This is a genomic window from Streptomyces sp. NPDC091282, from assembly GCF_044757385.1.
GTDB classification, from domain to species: domain Bacteria; phylum Actinomycetota; class Actinomycetes; order Streptomycetales; family Streptomycetaceae; genus Streptomyces; species Streptomyces gramineus.
This window is the reverse complement of sequence record NZ_JBIVUX010000004.1, coordinates 464,567-487,976: the sequence shown is the minus strand read 5'-3', so window position 1 is coordinate 487,976 and position 23,410 is coordinate 464,567. Positions and strand designations below refer to the sequence as shown.

Annotated in this window: 15 protein-coding genes; 11 read left to right on the top strand and 4 right to left on the bottom strand. The window is 75.1% G+C overall.

What is annotated here, in order from left to right:
* Nucleotides 1-77: 77 nt before the first annotated feature.
* From ACIQOE_RS21000 to ACIQOE_RS20965, 8 genes are all read left to right on the top strand, one after another.
* Nucleotides 78-470 (top strand): DUF5997 family protein, encoded by a 393-nt coding sequence (locus ACIQOE_RS21000; RefSeq protein WP_351322453.1) that lies wholly within the window; start codon nt 78-80, stop codon nt 468-470.
* Between the two features lie 212 nt (nt 471-682).
* Nucleotides 683-1,537, top strand: coding sequence for a DUF4132 domain-containing protein (locus ACIQOE_RS20995; RefSeq protein ID WP_365554058.1), 855 nt, complete (start codon nt 683-685; stop codon nt 1,535-1,537).
* On the top strand, nt 1,534-6,486 hold the full coding sequence (locus ACIQOE_RS20990; protein WP_401412922.1) for a hypothetical protein: 4,953 nt from the start codon (nt 1,534-1,536) through the stop codon (nt 6,484-6,486). Before ACIQOE_RS20995 ends, ACIQOE_RS20990 begins: the two co-directional genes overlap by 4 nt.
* A 34-nt stretch (nt 6,487-6,520) precedes the next feature.
* Nucleotides 6,521-7,693, top strand: a complete 1,173-nt coding sequence (locus ACIQOE_RS20985; RefSeq protein ID WP_365571451.1) for an AAA family ATPase — start codon at nt 6,521-6,523, stop codon at nt 7,691-7,693.
* A gap of 4 nt (nt 7,694-7,697) precedes the next feature.
* Nucleotides 7,698-11,303 carry a DUF5682 family protein gene (locus ACIQOE_RS20980; RefSeq protein WP_401412920.1) on the top strand — a complete coding sequence of 1,202 codons (3,606 nt, stop codon included), beginning with the start codon at nt 7,698-7,700 and terminating at the stop codon, nt 11,301-11,303.
* On the top strand, nt 11,300-13,138 hold the full coding sequence (locus ACIQOE_RS20975) for a hypothetical protein (RefSeq protein ID WP_401412918.1): 1,839 nt from the start codon (nt 11,300-11,302) through the stop codon (nt 13,136-13,138). Before ACIQOE_RS20980 ends, ACIQOE_RS20975 begins: the two co-directional genes overlap by 4 nt.
* Before the next feature lie 156 nt (nt 13,139-13,294).
* Nucleotides 13,295-14,146 (top strand): LuxR C-terminal-related transcriptional regulator, encoded by an 852-nt coding sequence (locus tag ACIQOE_RS20970; RefSeq protein WP_399009838.1) that lies wholly within the window; start codon nt 13,295-13,297, stop codon nt 14,144-14,146.
* Nucleotides 14,133-14,873: a class I SAM-dependent DNA methyltransferase gene (locus tag ACIQOE_RS20965; protein ID WP_401412916.1), complete on the top strand. Its 741-nt coding sequence runs from the start codon at nt 14,133-14,135 to the stop codon at nt 14,871-14,873. The genes ACIQOE_RS20970 and ACIQOE_RS20965 overlap by 14 nt, the downstream gene beginning before the upstream one ends.
* A gap of 19 nt (nt 14,874-14,892) precedes the next feature.
* On the opposite strand, the gene ACIQOE_RS20960 is transcribed toward ACIQOE_RS20965, so the two are convergent.
* On the bottom strand, nt 14,893-15,321 hold the full coding sequence (locus tag ACIQOE_RS20960) for a secondary thiamine-phosphate synthase enzyme YjbQ (protein WP_365571436.1): 429 nt from the start codon (nt 15,319-15,321) through the stop codon (nt 14,893-14,895).
* An 85-nt stretch (nt 15,322-15,406) separates the two neighbouring features.
* Between ACIQOE_RS20960 and ACIQOE_RS20955 the strand changes: the two genes are divergently transcribed.
* Nucleotides 15,407-16,483: an FAD-dependent oxidoreductase gene (locus ACIQOE_RS20955; RefSeq protein ID WP_401412913.1), complete on the top strand. Its 1,077-nt coding sequence runs from the start codon at nt 15,407-15,409 to the stop codon at nt 16,481-16,483.
* 12 nt (nt 16,484-16,495) lie between these two features.
* Here the strand turns inward: ACIQOE_RS20955 and mltG are convergent, their stop codons facing one another.
* A complete protein-coding gene (mltG, locus tag ACIQOE_RS20950) occupies nt 16,496-17,359 on the bottom strand; it encodes an endolytic transglycosylase MltG (RefSeq protein ID WP_399010255.1) in 864 nt (287 codons plus the stop codon).
* Between the two features lie 117 nt (nt 17,360-17,476).
* Entirely contained in the window at nt 17,477-19,396 is a 1,920-nt protein-coding gene (locus tag ACIQOE_RS20945; RefSeq protein ID WP_401412911.1) for an ABC transporter ATP-binding protein, read from the bottom strand.
* A 95-nt stretch (nt 19,397-19,491) separates the two neighbouring features.
* Between ACIQOE_RS20945 and ACIQOE_RS20940 the strand changes: the two genes are divergently transcribed.
* A complete protein-coding gene (locus ACIQOE_RS20940) occupies nt 19,492-19,944 on the top strand; it encodes a MarR family winged helix-turn-helix transcriptional regulator (RefSeq protein WP_401412909.1) in 453 nt (150 codons plus the stop codon).
* A 73-nt stretch (nt 19,945-20,017) separates the two neighbouring features.
* Here ACIQOE_RS20940 and ACIQOE_RS20935 read toward each other — a convergent pair whose 3' ends face one another.
* Nucleotides 20,018-21,613, bottom strand: a complete 1,596-nt coding sequence (locus ACIQOE_RS20935) for a peptide-N4-asparagine amidase (protein WP_401412907.1) — start codon at nt 21,611-21,613, stop codon at nt 20,018-20,020.
* Between the two features lie 129 nt (nt 21,614-21,742).
* Between ACIQOE_RS20935 and ACIQOE_RS20930 the strand changes: the two genes are divergently transcribed.
* On the top strand, nt 21,743-23,266 hold the full coding sequence (locus ACIQOE_RS20930) for a M1 family metallopeptidase (RefSeq protein WP_365554028.1): 1,524 nt from the start codon (nt 21,743-21,745) through the stop codon (nt 23,264-23,266).
* The last annotated feature ends 144 nt before the right edge of the window (nt 23,267-23,410 follow it).

Genomic DNA, 23,410 nt, shown 5'->3' with positions numbered 1-23,410 from the left:
AGGTTAACCGCCCGCGGGCGCCGGCCCCGCATCGGCCGTGGTCGGCGGATCCGCACCCGGCCGATACCCTTGACCTCATGAGTTCGCACCAGACCGCCCAGACGATGAAGCCCGCGACCGCGGCGAAGAAGCTGGGTGTGTACCTGCCCGCCACGCCCGCCGCCTTCCAGGAGGGTGTCGTCTCGCGCGCCGAGCTGACCGCGCTGCAGGCCGACCCGCCCGAGTGGCTGCGCGAGCTGCGGGCCACGGGGCCGCACCCGCGCCCGGTGGTCGCGGAGCGGCTCGGCGTGTCGATCGCGGGGCTGGCGCGCGGCGGGGTGACCGAACCGCTCACCACCGAGCAGATCGAGGAGCTCAGGCGCGAGCGGCCCGAGTGGCTGGAGAAGGAGCGCGCCACCCAGGCGGAGGTCCGCAAGGAGGGCGCGCGCCTGAAGAACCTGAAGCGGGAGAAGGAGGCGGGGCAGGGCTGACACCCCGCCCGCGAGACGTTCGTACGGCCCCGGTCCAGGCGCATCCGCCCGTGGACCGGGGCCGTTCGCATGCCCCGCCGTCCGTCTCCGCACCGGCCGCTCACCTGCGCACATGCGTGCTTGTCCACCGCCGTCGAGGTCGCGGAAGGGCGTTGTCAGTGGTCTCGCCTACAGTCGCCAGCACTTGATCACTGCGGTGCGGGGAGGCACGCATGGGGTGGGTGACGGCCGGGGACTACGAAGTGGCCCTGGACGACGGGAAAGTGGTCTGCCGCAACGCGGCGGGACGGCGGCTGAAGTCCGTGCCGGCGAAGCTCGCGGACGATCCGGCGGTCATGGGACTGCGGCAGCTGACCGAGTGGCTGGAGCGGCACGAACGGCAGTGCCTGGCCGACGTGGAGCGGTGGTTGACCCGTTCCCTGCCGGTGCCGCTGCAGGTCCTCACCCGTGTCTGGCCGGACCCGGCCTGGCAGGCGGCGCTACGCGACCTGGTGGTCACCGGTGCCGACGGCGAGGTCGCCGGTTTCCTGCGGGACGCCGACCCCGAGCGCGGGCTCGGCCTGGTGGATCTCGACGGCGACACCGTGCGCATCGCTCCCGGCCTGGTCCGGCTGCCGCACCCGGTGCTCCTCGAAGACCTCTCGGAGCTGCGGGAGTTCGCCGTCGAGCTGGGCGTCGAGCAGAAGGCCTCGCAGCTCTTCCGCGAGGTCTGGCACCGCCCGGCCGGCCTGGACGCGGACGCCGCCCAGGTCGAGGAGTACGCGGGCGGGACGTTCAAGGAGCTGCGCTTCCTGCACGGCAGGGCCACGCAGCTGGGATACCGGGTGCGCGGCGGCCACGCGGTGTGCTCCGTGCTGGAGGAGGGCCGCGGCATCGAGGCCCGGGTCTGGGTCGGCGACTTCGACGGCTACAGCGAGACCGAGACCGGCCCGCTCGTGTGGACCGATCCGGCGGGCCGGGCGCTGAAGCTGGGTCAGGTCGGCCCGGTCGCCTGGTCGGAGGGCATGCGGATGGCGGCGGCGCTGTACGCCGGGCGGGACATCGAGGACGAGGAGCGGGCGGCATGACCACGTACGACGACACCACGACGGCCGCGCTGCTGGACGCCGGAGCGATCCTGCCGTCGGGCACGACCCGGCGCGAGGACGCCGACGTCCTGACCGCCCGCGCCTACACCCATCCCGCCCTGGACGACCGCCCGGTGGTCCGGCTGGTGCCGGGCACCCTCGGCGAGGCCGAGGACCTGGCCCTGGAGTTCCTCGGGCTCGCCCGCGACCCGGAGGCACCCGAGGTCGGCCAGGTACGCCGGGAGACCCTGGGCTTCCCCGCCTGGGCGCTGGTCCACGACCCGGCCAACGGCCACCACGCCCTCGCCCTGGTCAAGGACGTCGAGCGGCTGGCCCGGCAGGCCAAGTCCAGGCCGGGCACCGCGAAGGAGGGCTTCGAGGCGCTCGGCGAGCGGCTGGGCCGGGCCGTCCCGCACTTCCTGCCGACCTTCTACGAGCAGGCCGCGCGGGTCTTCCTGCAGTACGAGAACGCCACCTACGCGGCGGCCTTCTTCGGCAAGGCCCGCGAGGCGGAGCGGGTGCACGCGCTGGCCGTGGACGAGGAGCGGCAGCGTGCGGTGTTCCTGGAGTTCGCCTTCGCCGGAGCACTCACGGTCAAGGCCCTCAAGGAGTACGTGAGGGACCTCGCCCGGCGGCTCGAACCGGCCGTCGCCTGGGCGCAGTTCCGGCAGCTGACGGTGGAGCGCTGCGCGGCCGGCATGCCGCCGTACGCCTCGCTTCCGCAGGACGCGCGCGGACTGATCAAGGCGGCGGGTCTTGACCGGGTCACCGAGGAGTGCGCGCTGGTCGCGGACCTGCTCGCGTCCCCGGCCGCCGTGCGGGCACCGGCCTCCTTCTGGAACGCCTACCGCGGTGTGCTGCCGGTCCTCGCCGAGTCCCGGCCCGAGATCCGGGTGCGGCTGCTGGAGATCATGCCGGCCGGGCTGGGCCGCGAGGTGGCGGACGACGAGTTCTGGCTCGCGCTGCTGGCCGAGTGCGGCACGGATCCGCTGCTCACCGACGACGCGGCGGGCGCGGAGGTGGACGCCGCGGACTGGCTGAGCCGCTGGGCCCAGCACCGCAAGCACGGATCGGCGTACTCGCACCGCTCCCCCGCCACGCTGGCGCTGGTCGAGCGGATGGCGCCCCGGCTGCGGGCGTCCGGACGGCCCGTGGACCTGTTCACCGGACGCTGGCAGGCCGGGGCCGACCTGGATCTCCTGGACCTGTGCGTGGCGGAGGGCATCGCGCTGACCGCTCCCGAGGAGGACGCGGACGTCCGGCTGCCGCTGAGCACCTGGCTGCGCGACGAGCGGCCGGGGCAGCGGGACCTGAAGGCGCTGGGCGCCGAATCCCGTTACCGGGACCTGCTGTTCGAGGCCGTCGAAGGGCTCGGGCGGGGGCACGGATCCTCGGACCTCCCCCGGATCGCCGCGCATCCGGTCCTCGGCGACGTGCTGCGCGAGTGGCTGCGGGAGGCGACCACGGAGTTCGCCGCCACGACCGGACTGCCCGGCGCGGGCACGAAGCTGGAGCGGCTGCGTCCCTTCCGAGCGGTCGTGCGGGAGAGCGCGCCCGCCGTCCGGCGGCTCGCCGAGTACGACGTGGTGCCGGTCCTCGGCCGCACCCTCCGCGCCGGGATCCTCGACGAACTGGGCTGGCCCGCGCTGGAGGAGGCGCTGGCCCTGCTCGACTCCGAAGTGCGCAAGGACCGGGACGACGAGCTGTCGGTGACCGAGGCCTGGCCCGCGCTGATCCTGGCCCGCGGTCACAAGGCGGTCGTGGTCGGCCCCGAAGGGCTGCTGCTCACGCACGACCTGCGGCTGCCCGCCGACCTGGACCGCTGGCAGCGGCCCCGGTTCCGGTACGCCGACGGCGAGTTGCTGGTGCTGTGGCGCGACGGCTCGAAGCAGCGCGGCTACTGGTCGAACCGTCCCTCCGAGGTGTTCCCGCTCGGCGGCGAGCAGGTGTCCGGCTGGTGGTCCGGCATGGACGCGGCCAACGCCTCCGTCCCGCTGCCCGCCGGCGGCCGGGCCACGGGCGGCCGGACCCTGCACGCCGGGGACACGGTCCTGCCGCCGAGCCGGCCGGTGCTGGGCGACGGCACCACCTACTGGCGTCAGGGACGGCAGGGACGGCAGTCGGTGTGGCTGGAGTACGACCCGGTGACCGGCGAGCACGGCCGGGCCTCGCTGCCCGCGCTGCTGGCGTCGGCCGTCCGCGAGGACGCCTCGCTGCTGCACGGCTCCTGCGAGGTGCTGCCGTTGCAACCCGGCCTGGAGACCAGCCCGTTCGGCACCGACGGCACGGTTCTGGGCCGCTGGGTGCGCACCGAGGGCGAGGGCGCCGAGGCCCGCACCGTCGCCGGGACACCGGACGGCCGGACGGTGACGCTGCGGGCGGCCCGCAACGGCCGGGTCCCGGGGGTGCCGCTCGGCGCGCTGCGCCTGCCGGGCGGGGCCGAGCCGATCGCCGCACAGACCTACCGGAGCGTCGCCCTGCACGCGGGCGACGGCACCGAGCTCGGGCGGATGTCCTTCGGCGAGTCCGGCGGGACGTACGCGGCCGGCACCCGGCTGGTGCCGCCGGTCGCGTTCTGGCACGCGCTGCGCCCCCGCGACGAACGCGGCTCCGGTGTACTGCGGGCCCTGACCGACGAGGCGGCCGGTGAGCTGCTGCGGGCCGCGGCGACGGCGCTGGAGGAACGCCGGCAGGCGCTGGCCGCGGCCGGACAGGACGAGCGGGCGAGGTCCGCGGTGCCGTCCGCCGAAGAGGTCACCGAGACCGCGGTGGCCCGGTCGCTGCCCGCACTGGCCGACCGGCGGTTGCTGACCGGTGTGGCCTCGCTGGTCCGGGCGGCGCTGCGGGTCGCCGAGTCGGCCGCGTCCCTGGCCGCTCCCCCGCGGGAACGGCCGCGCCGGCCCCGGCAGCGGACGGAGGGGATGTTCGCCGACTACGCGCCGGAGCACGGCGGGGACCGGTCCCTGCACGACGCCGTCGTCGGGATCGTGACGCTGCACAACTCCTGGCAGAACGGCTGGGCCGCGCTGCGCCAGATCCGCTCGGTGAACCAGGTGCTGTCCGGCACGCCCGCCGACGGCAGACCGCTGCCGGGCTCCGAGCGGCTTGCCGTAGGCGACGGCTGGCTCAGCGACGAGCACACCGTCCCCGGCATCGGTGCGATCTGGCCGGCCGTTCTCGGCGTCCTGCGCCCGCTCGCCTACCGCGCCGCCTCACCGGCCCTCACCGACGCGCAGCGGGAGCCGCTGCTGCTGCTGTTCGAGGCGCTGGCCGAGGGACCGCTCCCCGGCCTCGGGACCACGCTGCGCGAGATGGTGCTGAGCGAACCGCACGACAAGCAGCAGCGGGCGGGACAGGTGCTGCGCCGCGGCGGCCGCACGGTCGTGATCCTCGGCTGCCAGAGCGTGGACACCCGGCAGGGCGAGGTCGAGTGGCTGGCCCTGGACCACGATCCGACCGGCGCGTTCGGCGCCGTCGGGCACTTCACGCTGGTCCGGGAGACCCGGCACACCGCCGGCATCCCGGCGGACCGGCTCGCGGCCCTGACCCGGCTGGTCCGGGAGCGGGGCGCCGCACCCTGGCGGCCCGAGGCGCCCGAGGCACTGGTGGCCGCGACGCACGACGGGCTCGGTCCGCTCCAGGCCGCCGTGCTGCTGGCCGGACATCCGCAGGCACCCGAGGCCGCCGGCCTCGCCACCATCGGGCTGAAGCCCCGTCAGCGCGGCTTCGGCGCCGGACTGCTGAACTCCCTCGATCCGCACGAACTGCGGGCGCTGCTCGGCGCGCTGCTGCCGGACGACCCGGCCGCCCTGTGGACGGCCGGCCCCGACACGGCGGCCGCGGCCCGGTTCTGGGCCGAGCGGCTCGGCACCCTGGTGCGCCTGCCGGAGGACCTCAGCACCGATCTCGCCGGCATGGGCGTCGCGCACGCGGAGGCCGTGCTCAACCCCGGGCGGACGCCGTGGCTCGCCCGGACCACGGAGTTCCGGCCCGACGAGGACGGCGACCCGGCCCCCGCCGACCCGTCGGCGATACCCAGTTCCTACATGCTCGCCGGTGCGGTGGGGAGTCTGGCGGCGCTCGCGTACCTGCTGCCGTACGGGCATCCGCTGCGGGCCGGACTGCCGGACGGGCACACCGCGCTGCGCCGCCGCCTGGCCGACCCCGGACTGCTGCTCGACCTGGGCATCGACTGGACGGAGAAGGGCGGCCCGACCTCCGTCCAGCTGCGCAAGGTCTTCGGTCTGCCCGAGTCCGGCGGCGCCGGAAGCGACGGTCTGACCCGCGTCGGTGACGCGCTGGCACTGCGCCCCTGGTACGGGGAGACGGAGCACGTCATGGTCCGGCCCGCCGCGCTCGGCGGAGCGGACGACCCGGTCCTCGGACTCCTTCAGGGCCTGGCAGGCGAGGGCCGTACGGCCGGGCTGCGCGCGGTCCGGACGATCCTCGGCGACGACCTCACCCGCGCCCTCGCGGCCGACGGACCCGCGGGGTACGCCCAGGACCCCACGGTCAGCGTGCCCGCGCTGGTCGCGGAGGCCGCCTCGGCCCACGGTCTGGGCGCGGACGCCGCGGCGCTCTACCTCCAGTTGCTGGCGCTGCCCGACCCGACCGACCGCAACTGCGCGCGCTGGACCGGCTGGAAGCCCGCCCGGGCGAAGAAGGCGCGCGCCGAACTGGCGGCGAGCGCCCTGGTCGTCGAGGCCAAGCGCCCGCGGGCCGGCCGCACCCTGTTCCTGCCCGGCGGCTGGCGCGACCTCAGCGCCCCGGCCCTGCCCGTGGAGACCTGGAAGGAGGCCCTGTACCCGGTCTCCGACGGCGACCGCACCCTGCCGCTGGTCCCGGTGCCCGAGCTGTTCGCCCGCGCCTGGGAACGCGTACGGGCCGGTGACGCACCCGCCTACGAACAGCTGACCACCCGGGCCACCCGCGCGGGCCGCCGCCGATGACCGTGATCCGTACCACCGCGAAGGACGACCGCCGATGACCGCGCCCACCACTGCGACCGCTCCGCTCCGCCAGATCGTGCCGCCCGAGGACCGGTACGCCACCGAACTGGCCTTCCTGGCCGCCTACGACGCCGGGCCGCGGCCGCCCGCCTGGCGGCTCACGCCCCGGGCCGTCGTCACCTTCGTCATGGGCAGCGGCGGGCAGGCGCTGCGGCTGCCCGACGACGCCGAGGCGCCGGCGGGCGTGCCGCGCAGGCTCACGGTGGCGGGCAAGTTCGTCGGCGACCGTGCCCTGGTCGAACGCTGCGTGGTGACGCTCGCCGGTGAGCGGGGTCTGCTGCTGGTCGGCGAGCCCGGTACCGCCAAGTCGATGCTGTCCGAGCTGCTGTCGGCCGCCGTGTGCGGCACCAGCGGCCTGGTCGTGCAGGGCACGGCGGGCACCACCGAGGACCAGCTCAAGTACGGCTGGAACTACGCCCTGCTGCTCGCCCAAGGCCCCAGCCGGCAGGCCCTCGTCCCTTCGCCGGTGCTCACCGCGATGTCCCGGGGCGCCGTCGCGCGCGTGGAGGAGGTGACCCGCTGCCTTCCGGAGGTCCAGGACTCCCTGGTGTCGCTGCTGTCCGAGCGGCGCATCGCGGTGCCCGAACTGGCGGGCACGGACGACGCGCTGGCGCACGCCGCGCCCGGCTTCACCCTCATCGCCACGGCCAACCTGCGGGACCGGGGCGTCTCGGAGATGTCGGCCGCGCTCAAGCGCCGCTTCAACTTCGAGACCGTGGGCCCGATCCCGGACCTGGACGCGGAGACCGCGCTGGTGCGCGGCCAGGCCCGCGCCTCCGTGGAGCGGGCCGGGGCGCCCTTCCAGGTCGACGACGCGGTGCTGGAGGCGCTGGTCACCGCGTTCCGGGATCTGCGGGAGGGCCGGTCCGCGGAAGGCTGGGAGGTGGAGCGCCCGTCCACGGTGATGAGCACGGCGGAGGCCGTGTCGGTGGCGGGCGCGCTGGCCCTGGCCGCGGCCTACTTCCCCGGGGACCGCGACGTCCTCGGCCTGCTCCCGGGACACCTCCTGGGTGTCGTGCGCAAGGACGACCCCGCCGACGCGGCCCGGCTGCGCGGTTACTGGGACGGGCCGGTGCGACGGCGCGCCGAACAGGGCTCGGCGACCTGGCGCACGCTGTGGGACCTGCGTACGGTCCTGGAGGCATGACACCGTGACCGACTCCCCCGAGGCGGCGCTCACGGCCCTCACCGACCCGGCGGCGCCTTACCTGATCGGCGTACGGCACCACGCGCCGTCCCTGGCGGCGGTGGTGCCCGCGCTGCTGGACGCGGCGAAGCCCGACGTCCTGCTCGTCGAGCTGCCGGCCGAACTGCAGGACTGGCTGGCGTGGCTGGCCCACGAGGACACCCGCGCCCCGGTGGCCCTCGCGGCGGCACCGGCCGACGGCAGCGCAGGGCCGGCCTTCTATCCGTTCGCGGACTTCTCCCCGGAGCTGGCCGCGGTGCGGTGGGCGGCGCGCGCCGCGGTACCGGTCATCGCCTGCGATCTGCCGTTGGCGGACCGGGGGTGGCAGGAGGCCGAACGGCCGGCACAGGGGCCGGGCCGGCTGTCGGGCGCCCTGCGGTCCCGGCTCACCGGGCGTCCGGGCGAGGACCTGTGGGACCGGCTGGTCGAGGCCCCCGCGCCCGGTTCGGCGCCGGAGGCGGTGCGCCGTGCCGCGCTGCTGACGGGGTGGGCGCTGCGGGAGGAGTCCGCCGTGTCGGAGGTGGACCTGCGGCGCGAGGAGTGGATGCGGTCCCGGCTGGCGGAGGCCACGAGGAACGGGGAGCGCGCGGCCGTGGTGGTCGGCGCCTTCCACACCCCGGCGCTGGTCCGCTCCGGCGACACGGAACGGCACGCGGCGGCCGCCGACCACCGGCAGGACGCGGCCGGCCCTCGGTCGGACGCGTCCGATCCCCGCACGGAGGCGGCCGGGCCCCGCTCGGGAGCGGTCGGTCCGCAGGCGGAAGCGGCGGGTCCGCACGCGGAAGCAGCCGCTCCCCACCCGAAGGCCGCCGCTTCTCGCCCGCCCGCGCCCGAGTGGACCACCTCGCTGATCCCGTACACCTACGCCCTCCTGGACGAGCGCTCCGGGTATCCGGCCGGCATCCGGGACCCCGAATGGCAGCACCTGGTCCTGGAAGCGGCCGGTGAACCGGCCGCCTTCGAGGACGCGTTGACCGGGTCGGCGGTCCGGATCTGTGCCGCGCTCCGCGAGCTGGGCCACCCCTCGGGCCCCGCCGACGCCCGGGAGATCACCCGCCTCGCGGGCGATCTCGCCCGGCTGCGCGGTCTGCCGGCCGCGGGCCGCGGGGAACTGGTCGAGGCGGTGCAGACCGTGCTGGCGCAGGGCGAGCCCTACGGGCGGGGCCGGGCCGTGGCGCGGGCGATGGAGAGGGTGCTGGTCGGCGACCGCACCGGCGCCCCGGCGCCCGGCGCTCCGCGCAGCGGCCTGGCCCCCGCCGTGGAGGCCGACCTCGCGGCCCTGGGCCTGCCAGGTCCCGCGGACCACGGCGCGGCCCGCGATCTCCGGCTGGACCCCTTCCGCTCGGATCTCGACCGCCGCCGCGAACTCCTGCTGCGCAGGCTGGCGTTGTGCTCGGTGCCGTACGGCGAGCGCCGGCAGGTGACCGGCACCGGCGGCGCCGACGCGCTCACCTCGCGCTGGGAGCTGCGCTGGACCCCGGCCACCGCCGCGATGCTGACGGCCGCCGGGGTGCGCGGGGTCACCCTCGTCCAGGCGGCCGAGGGCCTGCTGCGCGAGCGCGGGCGCCGGGAGCGGGCGGCGGGCGGCGCCACGGCGGCGCAGGTCCTCGACGGCCTGGAGCAGGCGGCCCACTGCGGTCTGCCCGGCCTGGTGGACGAGCGGCTCGACGACACCGCCGCCGTGCTGCCGGACTCCGGCACCCTGCCCGAACTGCTCGCCGCGCTGGCCCTGCTGGACCGGCTGCGGGCCGGTCATGTCGCCGGTCTCGACGCGGACGAGGCCCGTACGGCGCGTGCGGTCGCCGTGGCCGGACTGCTGACCGCCGCCGCAGTGCGCCAGGTCGAGGGGCTCACCGGCTCCGAGGACCCGTCCGACGCGCACGCCCTGCTCGAACTCGCCCATCGGGCCGACCTGCTGGGCGGCATCCGGCTCACCGACGCGCTGGCCCGGCTGGCCGCCGACGGGTCACCGCTGATGCGGGGCGCCGCCGGAGCCGTCCGGGTGCTGCTCGGTCAGGAGGACCCGGAGGTCTTCGGGAACAGGGTCGCCTCCTGGGTGGACGGGGCCGTCGACGCCGCGTCGCGGACCGCGCTCACCGCCCGGCTGACGGGGCTGCTGACGGCCGCCGGGCGGCTGCTGGAGGCGGCGGCACCGGCGTTGGAGCCGCTGGTGGGCCGGGTGACGGAGCTGTCCGACCGGGACTTCCTCGACCGGCTGCCCGCGCTGCGCGGCGGTTTCGACACGCTGACCCCGGCCGACCGCGGCCGGCTGCTGGCCGGTGTGGAGGAGCGCCTCGGCGCCGACCGGGTGGCGGACACCGGCGCGGTCGACCCGGCCGCGCTGGCCACCTGGACCCGTGCGGATCTCGCCGCCCGCGAGGTCCTGGACGAGCTGGGCCTGTTGCCGCCGCCACGGGAACAGCCGGAGGCCGCCACCGTCGCCGAGACCCCGCCACCGCCGGACCACCGGCTGGCGCCGGCCGACCGCTGGCGCCTGCTGCTCGGCCGCCGCACCGACCAGCTTCCCGACCGGGCGCGCGCGCTGGCGACCGCCCTGGACGAGCTGTACGGCAGCGGTCGCGGTGAGGGCAGCCGGACGGACCTCGACGACGGCACCGGTGGCGGGCGGGGGGCGCCGTATCCGGGCGTGCGGGAGTGGTCGCAGGAGCTGGCGGCGCTGTTCGGCCCGGGCATCCGGGAGGAGGTGCTGGCGGCGGCCGCCGCGACCGGCCGTCAGGACGTGCTGGCCGAACTCGACCCCGACAGCGTGCGCCCCTCCGTGGACCTGCTGCGCTCGGTGCTGCGGCACGCGGGCGGGCTTCCGGAGGCCCGGCTGGCCGCGCTGCGCCCCCTGGTCCGGCGCCTGGTCGACGCGTTGACCAGGGAGCTGGCGACCCGGCTGCGTCCCGCGCTGCACGGCACGGTGCTGCCCCGTCCCAGCAGGCGGCCGGGCGGCGGCCTGGACCTGCCCCGTACGCTGCGGGCCAACCTGGCCACCGCCCGGCGGGCCGCCGACGGCACGGTCCGGGTGATACCGGAGCGCCCGGTCTTCCGGACCCGGGCCCGGCGCGCCGCCGACTGGCGTCTGGTCCTGGTCACCGACGTGTCGGGGTCCATGGAGGCGTCGACCGTGTGGGCGGCGCTCACGGCCTCGGTGCTGGCCGGCGTGCCGACCCTGTCCACGCACTTCCTGGCCTTCTCCACCGAGGTCATCGATCTCACCGAGCACGTCGAGGACCCGCTGTCGCTGCTGCTGGAGGTCAGGGTCGGCGGCGGCACCCACATCGCGGCCGGGCTGCGGCACGCGCGGGAACTGGTGACGGTGCCGTCCCGGACCCTGGTCGTCGTGGTCAGCGACTTCGAGGAGGGCTATCCGGTGGGCGGGCTGCTCGCCGAGGTCAGGGCGCTGGTCGGCGCGGGCTGCCAGGTGCTCGGCTGCGCCAGCCTGGACGACTCAGGGCGTCCCCGGTACTCCACCGGGATCGCCGGACAGCTGGTGGCCGCCGGGATGCCGGTCGCCGCCCTCAGCCCTCTCGAACTCGCCCGCTGGGTAGGGGAGAAGATCGCATGAGTCTCGAACTGCCCGCGGTGGCACCGGCGGTCACCGCCGAACTGGTCGCGGCGCTCTCGCCCCGGCTGCGCAAGCGGCTGGACGCGGGTGTCGCCAAGCTGGCGGACCGTCCGGCGGTCCGGGACGGCGACACGGTACGCATCACCGTCGACGACGAGGGCTCGGAGCTCGAACTCCGCGCCCCCGGCGGCGTAGTGGCCACCGTGGCGGACGTCCGCTGCGGCTGCCTGCTGTCCCCGGACTGCCTGCACCGCGCGGCCGCGGCGTCGGCGGCCCCGGTGGCCGACCCGGCCGGCGCCCCGCCACCGCCGCCCGACGCCGCCACGGCCGCACCCACGGCCGACGGCGTCACCGCGGTGCCGGGCACCGATCTCGCGGCGGCGACACCGGGGGCCGGTGCCTCCGAGTCCGGCGCCTCCGGGCCCGGCGAGGCGACGGCCGCCGGCCGGGCCGTCCCGAGGGACGGCGCCGGTGCTGCCGAGGAGTCCGCGACGCCCGCTCAACACGCCGCCGTCGAGGCGGTGTTCGCCGCCGCGGCCGCTGTCCTCGACGCCGGCACGGACGGCTCGGGCGCCGTGCTCCAGGCGGAGTTGCTGCGCGCCGCGCACACCGCGCGCCTGGCGGGGCTGCCCCGCGCGGCCACCGCCGTGGTCTCCTTGGTCACCGCGCTGCGGTCGGCCCGCGCGGCCGACCCGGCCTTCCGGCTCGCCGAGTTGGTGGCGGCGCTGTCGGAGACCCTGTACGTGGCGCACCGCGTTCGCTCCGCGACGGGTCCGGACCTGGCCGGGCTGCGCGGCACCGTACGGCAGCCGTACACCCCGGACGGGTCGCTGCGGCTGTACGGCCTGTTCTCCGAGCCGGTGCTGACCGCGAGCGGCTACGCGGGTGCCGTCACCTGGACCGCCGACGCCGACGGCCGCCTGTACACCGTCTCGGACGTGGCCCCGGGCGGCGCGGGCCGGGCGGTGGGCGCCGCCGACCGCGCCGTACGGATCGGCGACACGGCGCTGACGCACCGCGAGTTGGCGCGCGCGGGCCTCGCCGTGTCCGGGGCGACGGTCTCGCCCACCGGGCGGCTGGGGGCGGGTGCGGGGGTGCGGGCCGTGCGCGCGTCCGGTGCGGACTGGCGGGACGAACCGCTGGACCGGCTGTGGGCGGTGCCGGTGGCCGAGCAGGTCCAACGGGTCCTGAGCGGCGGTCCCGACCTGCTGTTCCTGGAGGTGACCCCGACCGGCGTGGTACGCGGAGCGGCGGGCGACGCCCTGCTGGCCGACTGCGACGGCCTGCCGGTGCGGCTGACGGCGGCACACGACCATCCGGCGCTGCCGCACCGCGACAACCTGCGGTTGCTGGCGGCCGTCCACGGGCGGCGGCTGCGCGTCGTCGCACGTCTGGTGGCGGCCCCGGAGGCCCGGGCCCAGTTGCTCGCGACCGAGCACCCGACGATCGCCGGCAGCCGTGTCGATCTGGGCCTTGACCGGCTCCAGCACGCGGACCTGCCGTCGCCGGCCGCGGCCGCCGTCGTACCCGCGTCGCCGGAGCCGCCGCTGCACCTGCTGCGGCGCCGGGTCGAGCAGTCGTCCTCCGGTGGCCGGCGGGTGCTTGCCTTCCCGGGGAACACGGCCGCCGACGTACACCGGCTGCACCGGCACGGCCTGGCCACGGCCGGCGATATCCTCGACGCGCTGCTCGCGGCCGCGGCGGAACGCTCGCGCGACGCCTTCGGCCGGCTGCTGCCGGCGGATCCGGGCCGGTTCGCGCGGGCCTGGCTGACCGCGGCGCGGTACGCGGACGAGGTCGACCGTGTGCTGTGCGCCGCGGCCTGGGGCGGGTGACCGGGCCGGCGACGGGCGCGGGCCGCCGCTCCCCCGTGCCGGCGGCCCGTACGACCCGTCGCCGAGCCCGGTCACGGTGCCCGGTTGAAGGATGCGACACCGGACGGCCGCGGGGGTATGCGTACAACTGCGTAGGGCGAGGGCGGAGAGGAACACGTGGCACAGGGTCCGGACAGCGCCTGGGAACGCCTCACCGGGCTGGCCGTGGCCGCGTTGAACGAGCGCGAGCCCGAACGGCTGTGGCCGATGCTCGCCGACGCGCTGACCGGCCTGTGCGAAGGCGAGACCCTCGTCTACAAGCTGGACGACTGGAACGAGGGCGAGGGCACGCTCGGCGTGACGGCCAGCGCGGCCGCGGAGTGGGGCCGGCTCGGCCGCCGGGAGCTGGGCGTGCTGCGGTCGGGCTATCCGTTCGCCCCGCACTACGCGGGCGGTCCCGGCCGGGCTCCGGTGACGGCCGGACGGCTGGCGGGCGGGGCCTGGAGGGCGAGCGAGACCGCGCGGGTCCTCGGCCGGGTCCTGGACCTGGACCAGGTGCTGGCGCTTCCGCTGCCCGGGACCGTCGCGCCGATCACCGGTTGCCTGGTCTACCGGTCCGGGGCCGATTTCACCGAGGACCAGCTGCGGACCGCCGAGCGTGCCCAGCCGCTGCTCGCCGCCGTCGAGGGGCAGCGGCACCTGCTGGAGCAGTGGCGCCGGTCCGCCGCGCCGGCGGGCGAGGCGGAGGAGCGGGCCGCGGACGCGGCGCTGACGCCCCGTGAACTCACCGTCCTGCTCCTGCTGACCGACGCCCTGACGGCGGACGCGATCGGCAGGCGGCTCGGCATCTCGGCACGCACGGTGCACAAGCACGTGGAGAACCTCTACCGCAAACTCGGCACCCGCGACCGTCTGTCCACGGTGCTGCGGGCCCAGCGCCTGGGTCTGGTGGCCGCCCCGGACCGGACGAAAACGCGTGGACGGCGTCCGCGGCCGCCCGGCAGAGTGGCCGCCCATGACGAGCAGTGAACGGTGGAGCCGCGCCGAGGCCGAACGCTACGACACGGAGGAGACCGTGATGACCTCGGCGGCCGTGCTCGGGCCGACGGTGGACTTCCTGGCGGAACTGGCCGGGGATGGACAGGCGTTGGAGTTCGCGATCGGGACCGGCCGGGTCGGGGTGCCGCTGCGGGAGCGCGGGGTGCCGGTGGTGGGTGTCGAGTTCTCGGAGCACATGGCGGCCGTGCTGCGCCGCAAGGTGGACGCCGAGACCCTGCCGGTGGTGATCGGGGACATGGCGACGACGACCGTGCCGGGCGCGTTCTCCCTGGTCTATCTCGTCTACAACACGATCTCGAACCTGCTCACGCAGGACGAGCAGGTCGAGTGCTTCCGCAACGCGGCCCGGCATCTGGCGCCCGGCGGCCGGTTCGTGATCGAGCTGGGGGTGCCGCCGCTGCGGTCGCTGCCGCCCGGCGGGACCGCGGTGCCGTTCGACGTGTCCGAGGGGCACCTCGGCTTCGACACCTTCGACCCGGTCGGGCAGATCCTGGTCTCCCACCACCTCACCCGCGACGGCGCGGACGGCCGCTACCGGCGTGACACCTCCCGGCACCGGTACGCGTGGCCGGCCGAGCTGGACCTGATGGCCAGGATCGCGGGGCTCGAACCGGAGCGGCGCGTCGCGGACTGGGACGGCTCCCCGTTCACCGAGGACTCGCCGAAGCACATCTCCGTGTGGCGCAGACCGGCGTAGGAGTCTCCTCGCCGTGAGGTCAGGCGCCCGCCAGGAAGGACAGGCGCACCTTTCGCTCCGGGTTGTCCTTGTTCGTGTCGACCAGGCACACCGACTGCCAGGTGCCGAGCGCCAGGCGGCCCTCGATCACCGGGAGGGTGGCGTGCGGGGGCACGAAGGCCGGCAGGACGTGGTCGCGGCCGTGGCCGGGGCTGCCGTGCCGGTGCTGCCAGCGGTCGTCGGCGGGGAGCAGGGTGTGCAGGGCGGCCAGCAGGTCGTCGTCGCTGCCTGCGCCGGTCTCGATGACCGCGATCCCGGCCGTCGCGTGCGGCGTGAAGATGTTCAGCAGGCCGTCGCGGCCGGCCGCGGCCTCGCGCAGGAAGGTCTCGCAGTCGGCGGTCAGGTCGACGACCCGCTCCCGGGTCCCGGTGGCGACGTGCAGCACTCGTGTGGTGAAGGCATCCGACATGCCTCCATCCTCGCCCATCCGCCGGACCGCCGGCACGCGCGGCCGGGCCGGGAAGATCTCCGGCCGGCCTCCTGTTGGTAGAAACGTGAACAACGTGCGCGAGGTCGACGTGGTCGTCATAGGTGCCGGTCAGGCGGGTCTGTCCAGCGCCTATCATCTGCGCCGCACCGGTTTCGAGCCGGACCGTGACGTCGTGGTCCTGGACCACTCCCCCGCGCCGGGCGGCGCGTGGCAGTTCCGGTGGCCGTCGCTGACGTACGGCAAGGTGCACGGGATGCACGCACTGCCGGGCATGGAGCTGACCGGGGCCGATCCGGCACGGCCGTCCGCCGACGTGATCGGCGAGTACTTCGCGGCCTACGAGCGCGCCTTCGACCTGCGGGTACGACGTCCCGTGAACGTCCGCGCGGTGCGTGAGGGAGCGGGGGGACGGCTGCTGGTGGAGACGGACGCCGGGGACTGGTCGGCGCGGGCGCTGATCAACGCCACCGGCACCTGGGACCGGCCGTTCTGGCCGCGCTACCCGGGCCAGGAGACCTTCCGCGGGCGCCAGTTGCACACCGCCCAGTACGCCGGGCCCGAGGAGTTCGCCGGGAAGCGGGTGGTGGTGGTCGGCGGCGGCGCCTCCGGCACCCAGCACCTGCTGGAACTCGCCCCGTACGCGGCCGCCACCACCTGGGTCACCCGGCGGCCGCCGGTCTTCCGCGAGGGCCCCTTCGACGAGGGCGCGGGCCGGGCCGCGGTGGCGCTGGTGGAGGAGCGGGTCCGGCAGGGCCTGCCGCCGCGGAGCGTGGTCTCGGTGACCGGGCTGCCGCTCAACGACGCCGTGCGGCAGGGCCTCGAGAACGGGGTGCTGGACCGGCAGCCGATGTTCGACCGCCTCACTCCGGACGGGGTGGCCTGGGACGACGGCCGCCATGTCGACGCCGACGTCATCCTCTGGGCGACCGGTTTCCGCGCCGCCCTCGACCACCTGGCGCCGCTGCGGCTGCGCGAGCCGGGCGGCGGGATCCGGGTGGAGGGGACCCGCTCGGTCCTGGATCCGCGGGTCCACCTCGTCGGCTACGGCCCCTCGGCCAGCACCGTCGGCGCCAACCGCGCCGGCCGCGAGGCCGTCCGGGACATCCGGCGGCTGCTGGCGGGCGACCCGGTCGCCGCGTGACCGGCGGGCGCCTCAGCCGGAGGACTGCGCGGCCTGCGGCGACTGCTGCGCCCTCTTCTTGCGTTCCACGTTGAACTCGGCGACGTTGCGCTGGTGTTCGGCGTAGTCGGCGGTGAACCGGGTGTCCCCCGGCTTGACCGTCACGAAGTACAGCCAGTTGCCGGGCGTCGGGTTCATCGCGGCGCGCATGGCGTCCTCGCCGGGGCTGTCGATCGGGCTGGGCGGCAGACCCATGCGCTGGTAGGAGTTGTACGGGTTCTCGACGCGGGTGTCGGCCGTCGTGGTGTCCAGGGTGCTGCGGTCGAGGGCGTAGTTGAGGGTGGAGTCCATCTGCAGCGGCATGCCGCTCTGCAGCCGGTTGAAGACGACCCGGGCCACCTTGCCCATGTCGGCCCTGTTCGACGCCTCGGCCTGGACGATGCTGGCGATGGTCACCGCCTGGTAGACGTTCATCGCGTCGCGCTGCGCACCGGCCGCGACGGGCGCGCCGCCGAACCGCTTGTTGGCGGTGTCGACCATGTACCGCAGCACGGACTGCGGGGTCGCGTTCTTGTCCAGGGGATAGGTGGCCGGGAAGAGATAGCCCTCCGGGTTGCCCTCGGCGTCGCCGGGCAGTTTCAGGCCGGCCGTGCCGACGGACTGCCGGGTGCTGCCGGACGGGAGGGCGAGCGCCTTGTCGACCGCGTCGTAGACCTGGCTCGCGCGCCAGCCCTCCGGGACGACCAGGGAGGTGGCCCGGCCGGCCGCGCCGTGGGTGAGGACCAGCAGCGGCACCGTCACGGCGGCGCCCGCCACGACGACGCCGGCCGCGCCGAGCAGGATCCTGCCCCGGCGCGTCAGCCGGATCGACTTCCGCCCGGCCGTCCCGGACCGCACCGTGTTCGTTCGGGCCGCGTCCCCTCGGGCCGCCTTCCGCCGCGGAGTGTTCATCTGCATGCAGGAACGTTAGCCCGCACAAGCTCGCAAACCCGACATATCGTCAGGTTGTCGGGCTCAGATTGTCGGCGGAGTGACCTTCTGACGCTCCCGGTCGCCCCGTCGGCGCCCCGGCCGTCTCGGCGTCTCCCACGAGGCCGCACCGTCGGCTCCGGCAGGCTCGGCCGGCGGCTCCGTCGTCTCCGCGTTCTCCGTCCGGGCGTCCCGGCGCACCAGCTCCGCGTACCGCCCGTCGCGCTCCAGCAGTTCTTCGTGCGTGCCCCGCTCGGCCACCCGGCCGGAGTCCAGGACGACGATCTGGTCCGCGCCGCGGATCGTGGACAGCCGGTGGGCGATGGTGACGGTCGTCCGGTCGGCCGACAGGGCGTCGATGGCCTCCTGGACGGCGTGCTCGGTGCGGGTGTCCAGGGCGCTGGTCGCCTCGTCGAGGATGAGGACCGGCGGGTCGCGCAGGATGGTGCGGGCGATGGCCAGCCGCTGCTTCTCACCGCCGGAGAAGCGGTGGCCGCGCTCGCCGACGACGGTGTCGTAGCCGTCGGGCAGTGCGGCGATGTGGTCGTGGATCTGGGCCGCGCGGGCGGCCGCGTGGAGTTCCGCGTCGGTGGCGTCCGGCTTGGCGAAGCGCAGGTTGTCGGCGACCGAGGCGTGGAAGAGGTACGTCTCCTGGGAGACGACGCCGACCGCACGGGCCAGGGTGTCGAAGTCGAGGTCGCGGACGTCCACGCCGTCCAGGGTGACCCGGCCGCCGGTGACGTCGTAGAGCCGGGGCACCAGGTAGCCGAGCGTGGACTTGCCTGCGCCGGTCGGGCCGACCACCGCCAGGCTGCCGCCGGCCGGGACGGTGACGTCGATGCCGTCGAGGACGGGCCCGCCCTGGTCGTCGTAGCGGAACTCGACCTTCTCGAAGCGCACCTCGCCCTTCACCCGGTCGAGGTGGACCGGCTCGTCCCGCTCGGTGATGTCGACGGACAGGTCGAGGTACTCGAAGATGCGCTGGAAGAGGGCGAGCGAGGTCTGGATCTGGACGCCGGTCGCCAGCAGGCTCACGGCGGGACGGAACAGGCCCTGCTGGAGCGAGACGAAGGCGACGATGGTGCCGAGCGAGATCTGCGGGCCGCCCACCTGGAGGGTCATGCCGGCGGTCCAGTAGATGACGGCGGGCATCGCGGCCATCACGATCGTGATCACGGCCATGCGCCAGCGGCCCGCCATGTTCGAGCGCACTTCCAGGTCGACGAGTTGCTCGGACTCCTCCGAGAAGGAGGCGGTGAGCGAGTCGGCGCGGCCCATGGTCCGGCCGAGCAGGATGCCGCTGACGGAGAGCGACTCGGTGACCGTGGCGGCCATCGCGGCCATCTGCTTCTGCCGCTCGGTGGTGATCTTCTTGCGTTCGTTGCCGACCCGGCGGCTGATCCACACGAAGGCCGGGAGCAGCACCATCGAGACGACGGTGAGCCGCCAGTCGAGGGCGATCATCGCGACGATCGTGGCGACCACGCTGGTCAGGTTGGAGACCAGGGAGGTGGCCGTCGAGGTGACGGTGGCCTGCATGCCGCCGATGTCGTTGGCGATGCGGGACTGCACCTCGCCGGTGCGGGTGCGGGTGAAGAAGGCAAGCGACATGCGCTGGAGCCGGCCGTAGACGGCGGTGCGCAGGTCGTGCATGACCCGCTGGCCGACGGTGGTGGATATCAGCGTCTGCAGGACACCGAAGACGCTGGTCAGGACGGCGCTGAGAATCATGCCGAGCGCCAGCAGGCTGAGCAGTCCGGTGCGGCCCTGCGGGATCGCGGTGTCGAGGATCGCCTTCAGGAGGAAGGGCGTGGCGACCGAGACCAGCGAGGCGGCGCCGACCAGCAGGCCGACGATCGCGAGCCGGCCGCGGTAGGGACGGAAGAGGGCGAGGATGCGGCGCACCTGGCGGGGCTGTCCGGCCGAGGTGCCGTCGGGGGTCCAGTTGATCTCGTCTCGGGGCATGGCTCCTACGGATGGGTGTGGTGTGTACGGACTGACGGAGCATAGCTCACTGTTACCTATACTCACAATGAACATGGTCCTGATATTGTTCCCGTATGAGCACCCCCGACTCCGACGGCCCGCTCGCCGAGCAGCTGCTGCGCCTCACGCGCCGGGTGTGGCGTATCCAGAAACGCCATCTCGCGACGCGCGATCTGGGTGTCACCCCGGCCCAGTCTCGGCTGCTGCGCACGCTCGCGCACTACGACGCACCCCCGCGCATGGCCGACCTCGCCGCCCGCCTGGAGGTGGTGCCGCGCGCGGTGACGACGCTGGTCGACGGCCTGGAGACGAGCGGCAAGGTGTGCCGGGTCGCGGATCCGACGAACCGCCGGGTGACCCGGATCAAGCTCACGGACGAGGGCCGCGAGACCCTGCGCGAACTGCGGGCGGCCCGCAGGTCCGCGGCGGAGGAGATCCTGGCCCCGCTCTCGCCGGAGCAGCGGGAGGTGCTGGCCGGACTGCTGGACACGCTGATCGACGGGCCCGCGCCCGTGGAGCACTGCTGAGACACGGCGAAGCGGCTCACCCGGCCCGGACCACCGGCGGGCGAGCCGCTCCCGGCTCGGCGACCGCCGCCCTTCAGCAGCGGCTGCGGTCCTCCGTCAGCACGCCCTGTTCGGTGGCCAGCGCACGGTCGTAGCAGCCGCCTGAGCCGTACCGCCGGTAGCGCTCGCTCGACGTGCCGACCGCGTGCCGCTGGTCACGCGGCACGTTCAGGGTGTAGGTCGCGTCACCGCGGTAGGTGTCCTCCCACCGCGACCGTCCGCCCTCCGGCGAGGTGACCGCCGCCCGGTCGCCGAGGACGAGTTCGGTGCGCAGGCGGTCGTCGGCGCCGATGGTGGTGGCCCCGTTCATCGTGTACGTCCGCAGCGTGCGTGTCGTCCGCGGCGGGCCGCCCGCCCGCACGGTGACGCTCTCGTCGTCCGTCCAGACGGCGTCGAGCGCGTCGGTCGTCTCGCCGTCGTTCCAGCGGTGCGCCGAGGTGTGGGCCAGGGTCCGGCTGACGGTGGTGGTCACCCGGCCGTGCGAGGTGTCGAGGTATCCGGAGACGGTCAGCCGGTGCCCCGCGCCGGTGTCGACCCGGTACACGCCGGGGCCCGGCGTGTACACCGAGGAGTTGACGGGCTCGGAGGCCTGGTCCGCGAGGAGCCCGCCGGTGAGCCGGGCGCGGTGCGGGTCCTGCCGGACCAGCACGTTCACGGAGGTGCTCCAGCCCGTCTGCCCCTCGGGCACGCCTGCGACGGAGACCTCGACCCGGTGCGGGCGGCCGTCGTCGAGCAGTCCGGCGAACGGCGTCAGGTCGTACTCGACCGGCTCGACGTCGAAGGCGCGCGGCCCCGGCACGACGTACCAGAGGAACGGGTTGGACCAGCCGCCGGTCCACACGTTCGGGAACGGCGCGGCGATCCCGGCGGTGTGTCCGTCCACGGCGATCCGCACCTCCCGGTAGGGACCGTGGTCCGCCTTGCAGGAGTACAGCGCCGGGTCGGCGACGGTCAGGTACCAGAACTCCTCGCAGCCGCCGCCGGATCCGGTGGCGTACACCTCGGCGACGATGCGCTCGCTGTTGCGCGGCACGGTGAGGGTGGTGCCGCCGTCCAGGGTGAGCACCCGGTCGGGGACCGCGGACCGGGGCCGCCCCGCGTAGAACGTGAGGGTGACCCGGACGTCGATGACGCCCGTGTAGGTGTCGTCCACGACGTTGCCGATCAGCATCTCCACGTCGCGTGTGCCGCGGAAGGTGTCGCTGTACCGGGTGACGTCCTTCTCCACGTGCCAGGCGATGCCGTCCGGCGAGGGTTCGGGGGTGGAGGTGCGCAGCACCTCGACGCCGCCGACGTGCAGGGAGCCGAGCCGGTCGTACTGACGGCCCTTCACCTCGCCGTCGAGCCGCAGCACCACCTTGCTCCAGCGGTCGCCGCAGCCCCGCGGCGGCGTGTAGGTGCCCCGGTACGGCGTGAAGTCGCGGAACCGGGCCTCGGCCAGCGTGACCCGGCACGTTTCGGCGCCCTTCGGCACGGACACCGGCGGAGCCGCGGTCACCGGATCGTGCCAGTCGGTGCCGAACTCCGCGGGAACGCCGGCGGCCGAGGCCGCCGAGGCGCCCGCACCGAGAAGCGCGCTCACCAGCAGGGCGAACCCGAAGAGCATGGACATGACCATCCGTCTTCTCATGGCCGGTGTTCTACGGGGAGTTGACCGCCCGCCACAACGCGGAGACCGGCCGACCGCTCCGCGATCCGCCTGCACGCACATCGGTGAACATATGATGCTATGAGCGGATCCTGCTGCCACAGTGCTCGCATGGAGATCACGACCGCTCGCGTCCGTCGCGTGGCCCTCGCCGTCGCCCTCGGCGGTGCCGTCGCCCTCACCTGCGACGCCGTGCTCGCCGGCCTCCCGCAGCGAGGCCACGACTCCCCCGCCGCCGGTCCCTCGGCCGCCGCTCCCTCCGGCCCCGCGCCGTCCCCCGGCGCACCCGGCATCGGCGACCCGTTGATGCCGCTGGACGGCAACGGCGGCTACACCGTGCGCCGTTACACGCTCGACTTCGACTGGCGGGCACCCCGGACGCCGTTCGAGGCCGGTGCCACCATCAGCGCCACCGCCACCCAGGCCCTGTCCCGCTTCGACCTGGACTTCGCGGGAAACACCCTGCACCGGGTCACCGTCGACGGCACCCCGGCCACCGCCGTGCGCGACGGCGACGAACTCGTCGTCACACCCGCACGGCCGATCCCGCGCGGCCACGCCTTCGCCGTCCGCGTCACCTACACCGCCGACCCCACCCAGAGCCGCAGGCGCGCCGACGCGATCCAGGAGTACGGCTGGGTGCCCACCGCCGACGGCACCCTGCTGTACGCGCAGCCCGACGGAGCCAAGCTCGTCTTCCCGGTCGACGACCACCCGAGCCTGCGGGCCCCGGTCACCTTCCGGATCACCACTCCCGCCGGGATCCGCGCGGTGGCCAACGGCCGGCTCGTCGAGCGCGCCGCCCGGCCCGGCGGCCGGGTGCGCTGGACGTACGACTCCGAGGAACCCGTCGCCGCCCAGCTGATCCAGCTGGCGATCGGGAAGTTCACGGTCCTCGACAGCAAGGGCCCCCGCGGGCTCCCGGTCCGGGACGTGGTGCCGGACGGCCTGGTCGCGGACACCGCGGCCGACCGCGCGCTCACGGCGGACCACCTCGCCTGGCTGGAACAGCGGCTCGGGCCGTACCCGTTCCGCCGCTACGGCGTCCTGGTCGGGGACACCGACCTGCCGGTGGCGCTGGAGACGCAGTCGCTGTCCGTCGTACCGAAGGACGACCTGCTGGGCGACCGGGTCGACGCCGAACGCAATCTCGTGCACGAGCTGACCCACCACTGGACGGGGGACAGCGTCGCCCTGCGGCGCTGGTCCGACCTGTGGCTGAGTGAGGGTCATGCCCGGTACTACGAGCGGCTGTACTCCGACGAGCACGGCGGCGTCCGGATGGAGGACGCCATGCGGGACGCGTACGCGCAGCACGACCAGTGGCGCCACGACGACGGCGCGCCCGCCGAGCCCACCGAGCCCACGCTGTTCAAGGTGATGCGGTACGACGGCTCGGCACTGGTGCTGTACGCCCTGCGGCAGAAGGTCGGTGACGAAACGTTCGGCCGGATCGAGCGCACCTGGGTGACCAGGTACCGGGGCCGCGCGGCGGGCACCAAGGACTTCGTCGCGCTCGCCTCCGAGGTCGCGGGCGAGGATCTGACGCCCTTTCTGACGCCCTGGCTGTACGGGCCGCACACCCCGCCGATGCCGGGTCACCCCGACTGGCAGGTGGATCCCGTCGAGGACTGACCCGGGACGGTGCGCGGCCGCCCCCCCGGACGCCGAGCCGCTGCCGCCGACTGGGTGGCCTCTGCGGGGCCGCTGGTCCACCCGGTTGACGCTCGGCGCGCCGTGCCGCGCCGGACACGGAAACGTACGGGGGGTGGCTTAAGG

Excerpts from the sequence above, each read along its gene's own strand:
- ACIQOE_RS21000 (WP_351322453.1), top strand. The coding sequence starts at position 78 with ATGAGTTCGCACCAGACCGCCCAGACGATGAAGCCCGCGACCGCGGCG.
- ACIQOE_RS20995 (WP_365554058.1), top strand. The coding sequence starts at position 683 with ATGGGGTGGGTGACGGCCGGGGACTACGAAGTGGCCCTGGACGACGGG.
- ACIQOE_RS20990 (WP_401412922.1), top strand. The coding sequence starts at position 1,534 with ATGACCACGTACGACGACACCACGACGGCCGCGCTGCTGGACGCCGGA.
- ACIQOE_RS20985 (WP_365571451.1), top strand. The coding sequence starts at position 6,521 with ATGACCGCGCCCACCACTGCGACCGCTCCGCTCCGCCAGATCGTGCCG.
- ACIQOE_RS20975 (WP_401412918.1), top strand. The coding sequence starts at position 11,300 with ATGAGTCTCGAACTGCCCGCGGTGGCACCGGCGGTCACCGCCGAACTG.
- ACIQOE_RS20965 (WP_401412916.1), top strand. The coding sequence starts at position 14,133 with ATGACGAGCAGTGAACGGTGGAGCCGCGCCGAGGCCGAACGCTACGAC.
- ACIQOE_RS20960 (WP_365571436.1), bottom strand. The coding sequence starts at position 15,321 with ATGTCGGATGCCTTCACCACACGAGTGCTGCACGTCGCCACCGGGACC.
- ACIQOE_RS20945 (WP_401412911.1), bottom strand. The coding sequence starts at position 19,396 with ATGCCCCGAGACGAGATCAACTGGACCCCCGACGGCACCTCGGCCGGA.
- ACIQOE_RS20940 (WP_401412909.1), top strand. The coding sequence starts at position 19,492 with ATGAGCACCCCCGACTCCGACGGCCCGCTCGCCGAGCAGCTGCTGCGC.
- ACIQOE_RS20935 (WP_401412907.1), bottom strand. The coding sequence starts at position 21,613 with ATGAGAAGACGGATGGTCATGTCCATGCTCTTCGGGTTCGCCCTGCTG.
- ACIQOE_RS20930 (WP_365554028.1), top strand. The coding sequence starts at position 21,743 with ATGGAGATCACGACCGCTCGCGTCCGTCGCGTGGCCCTCGCCGTCGCC.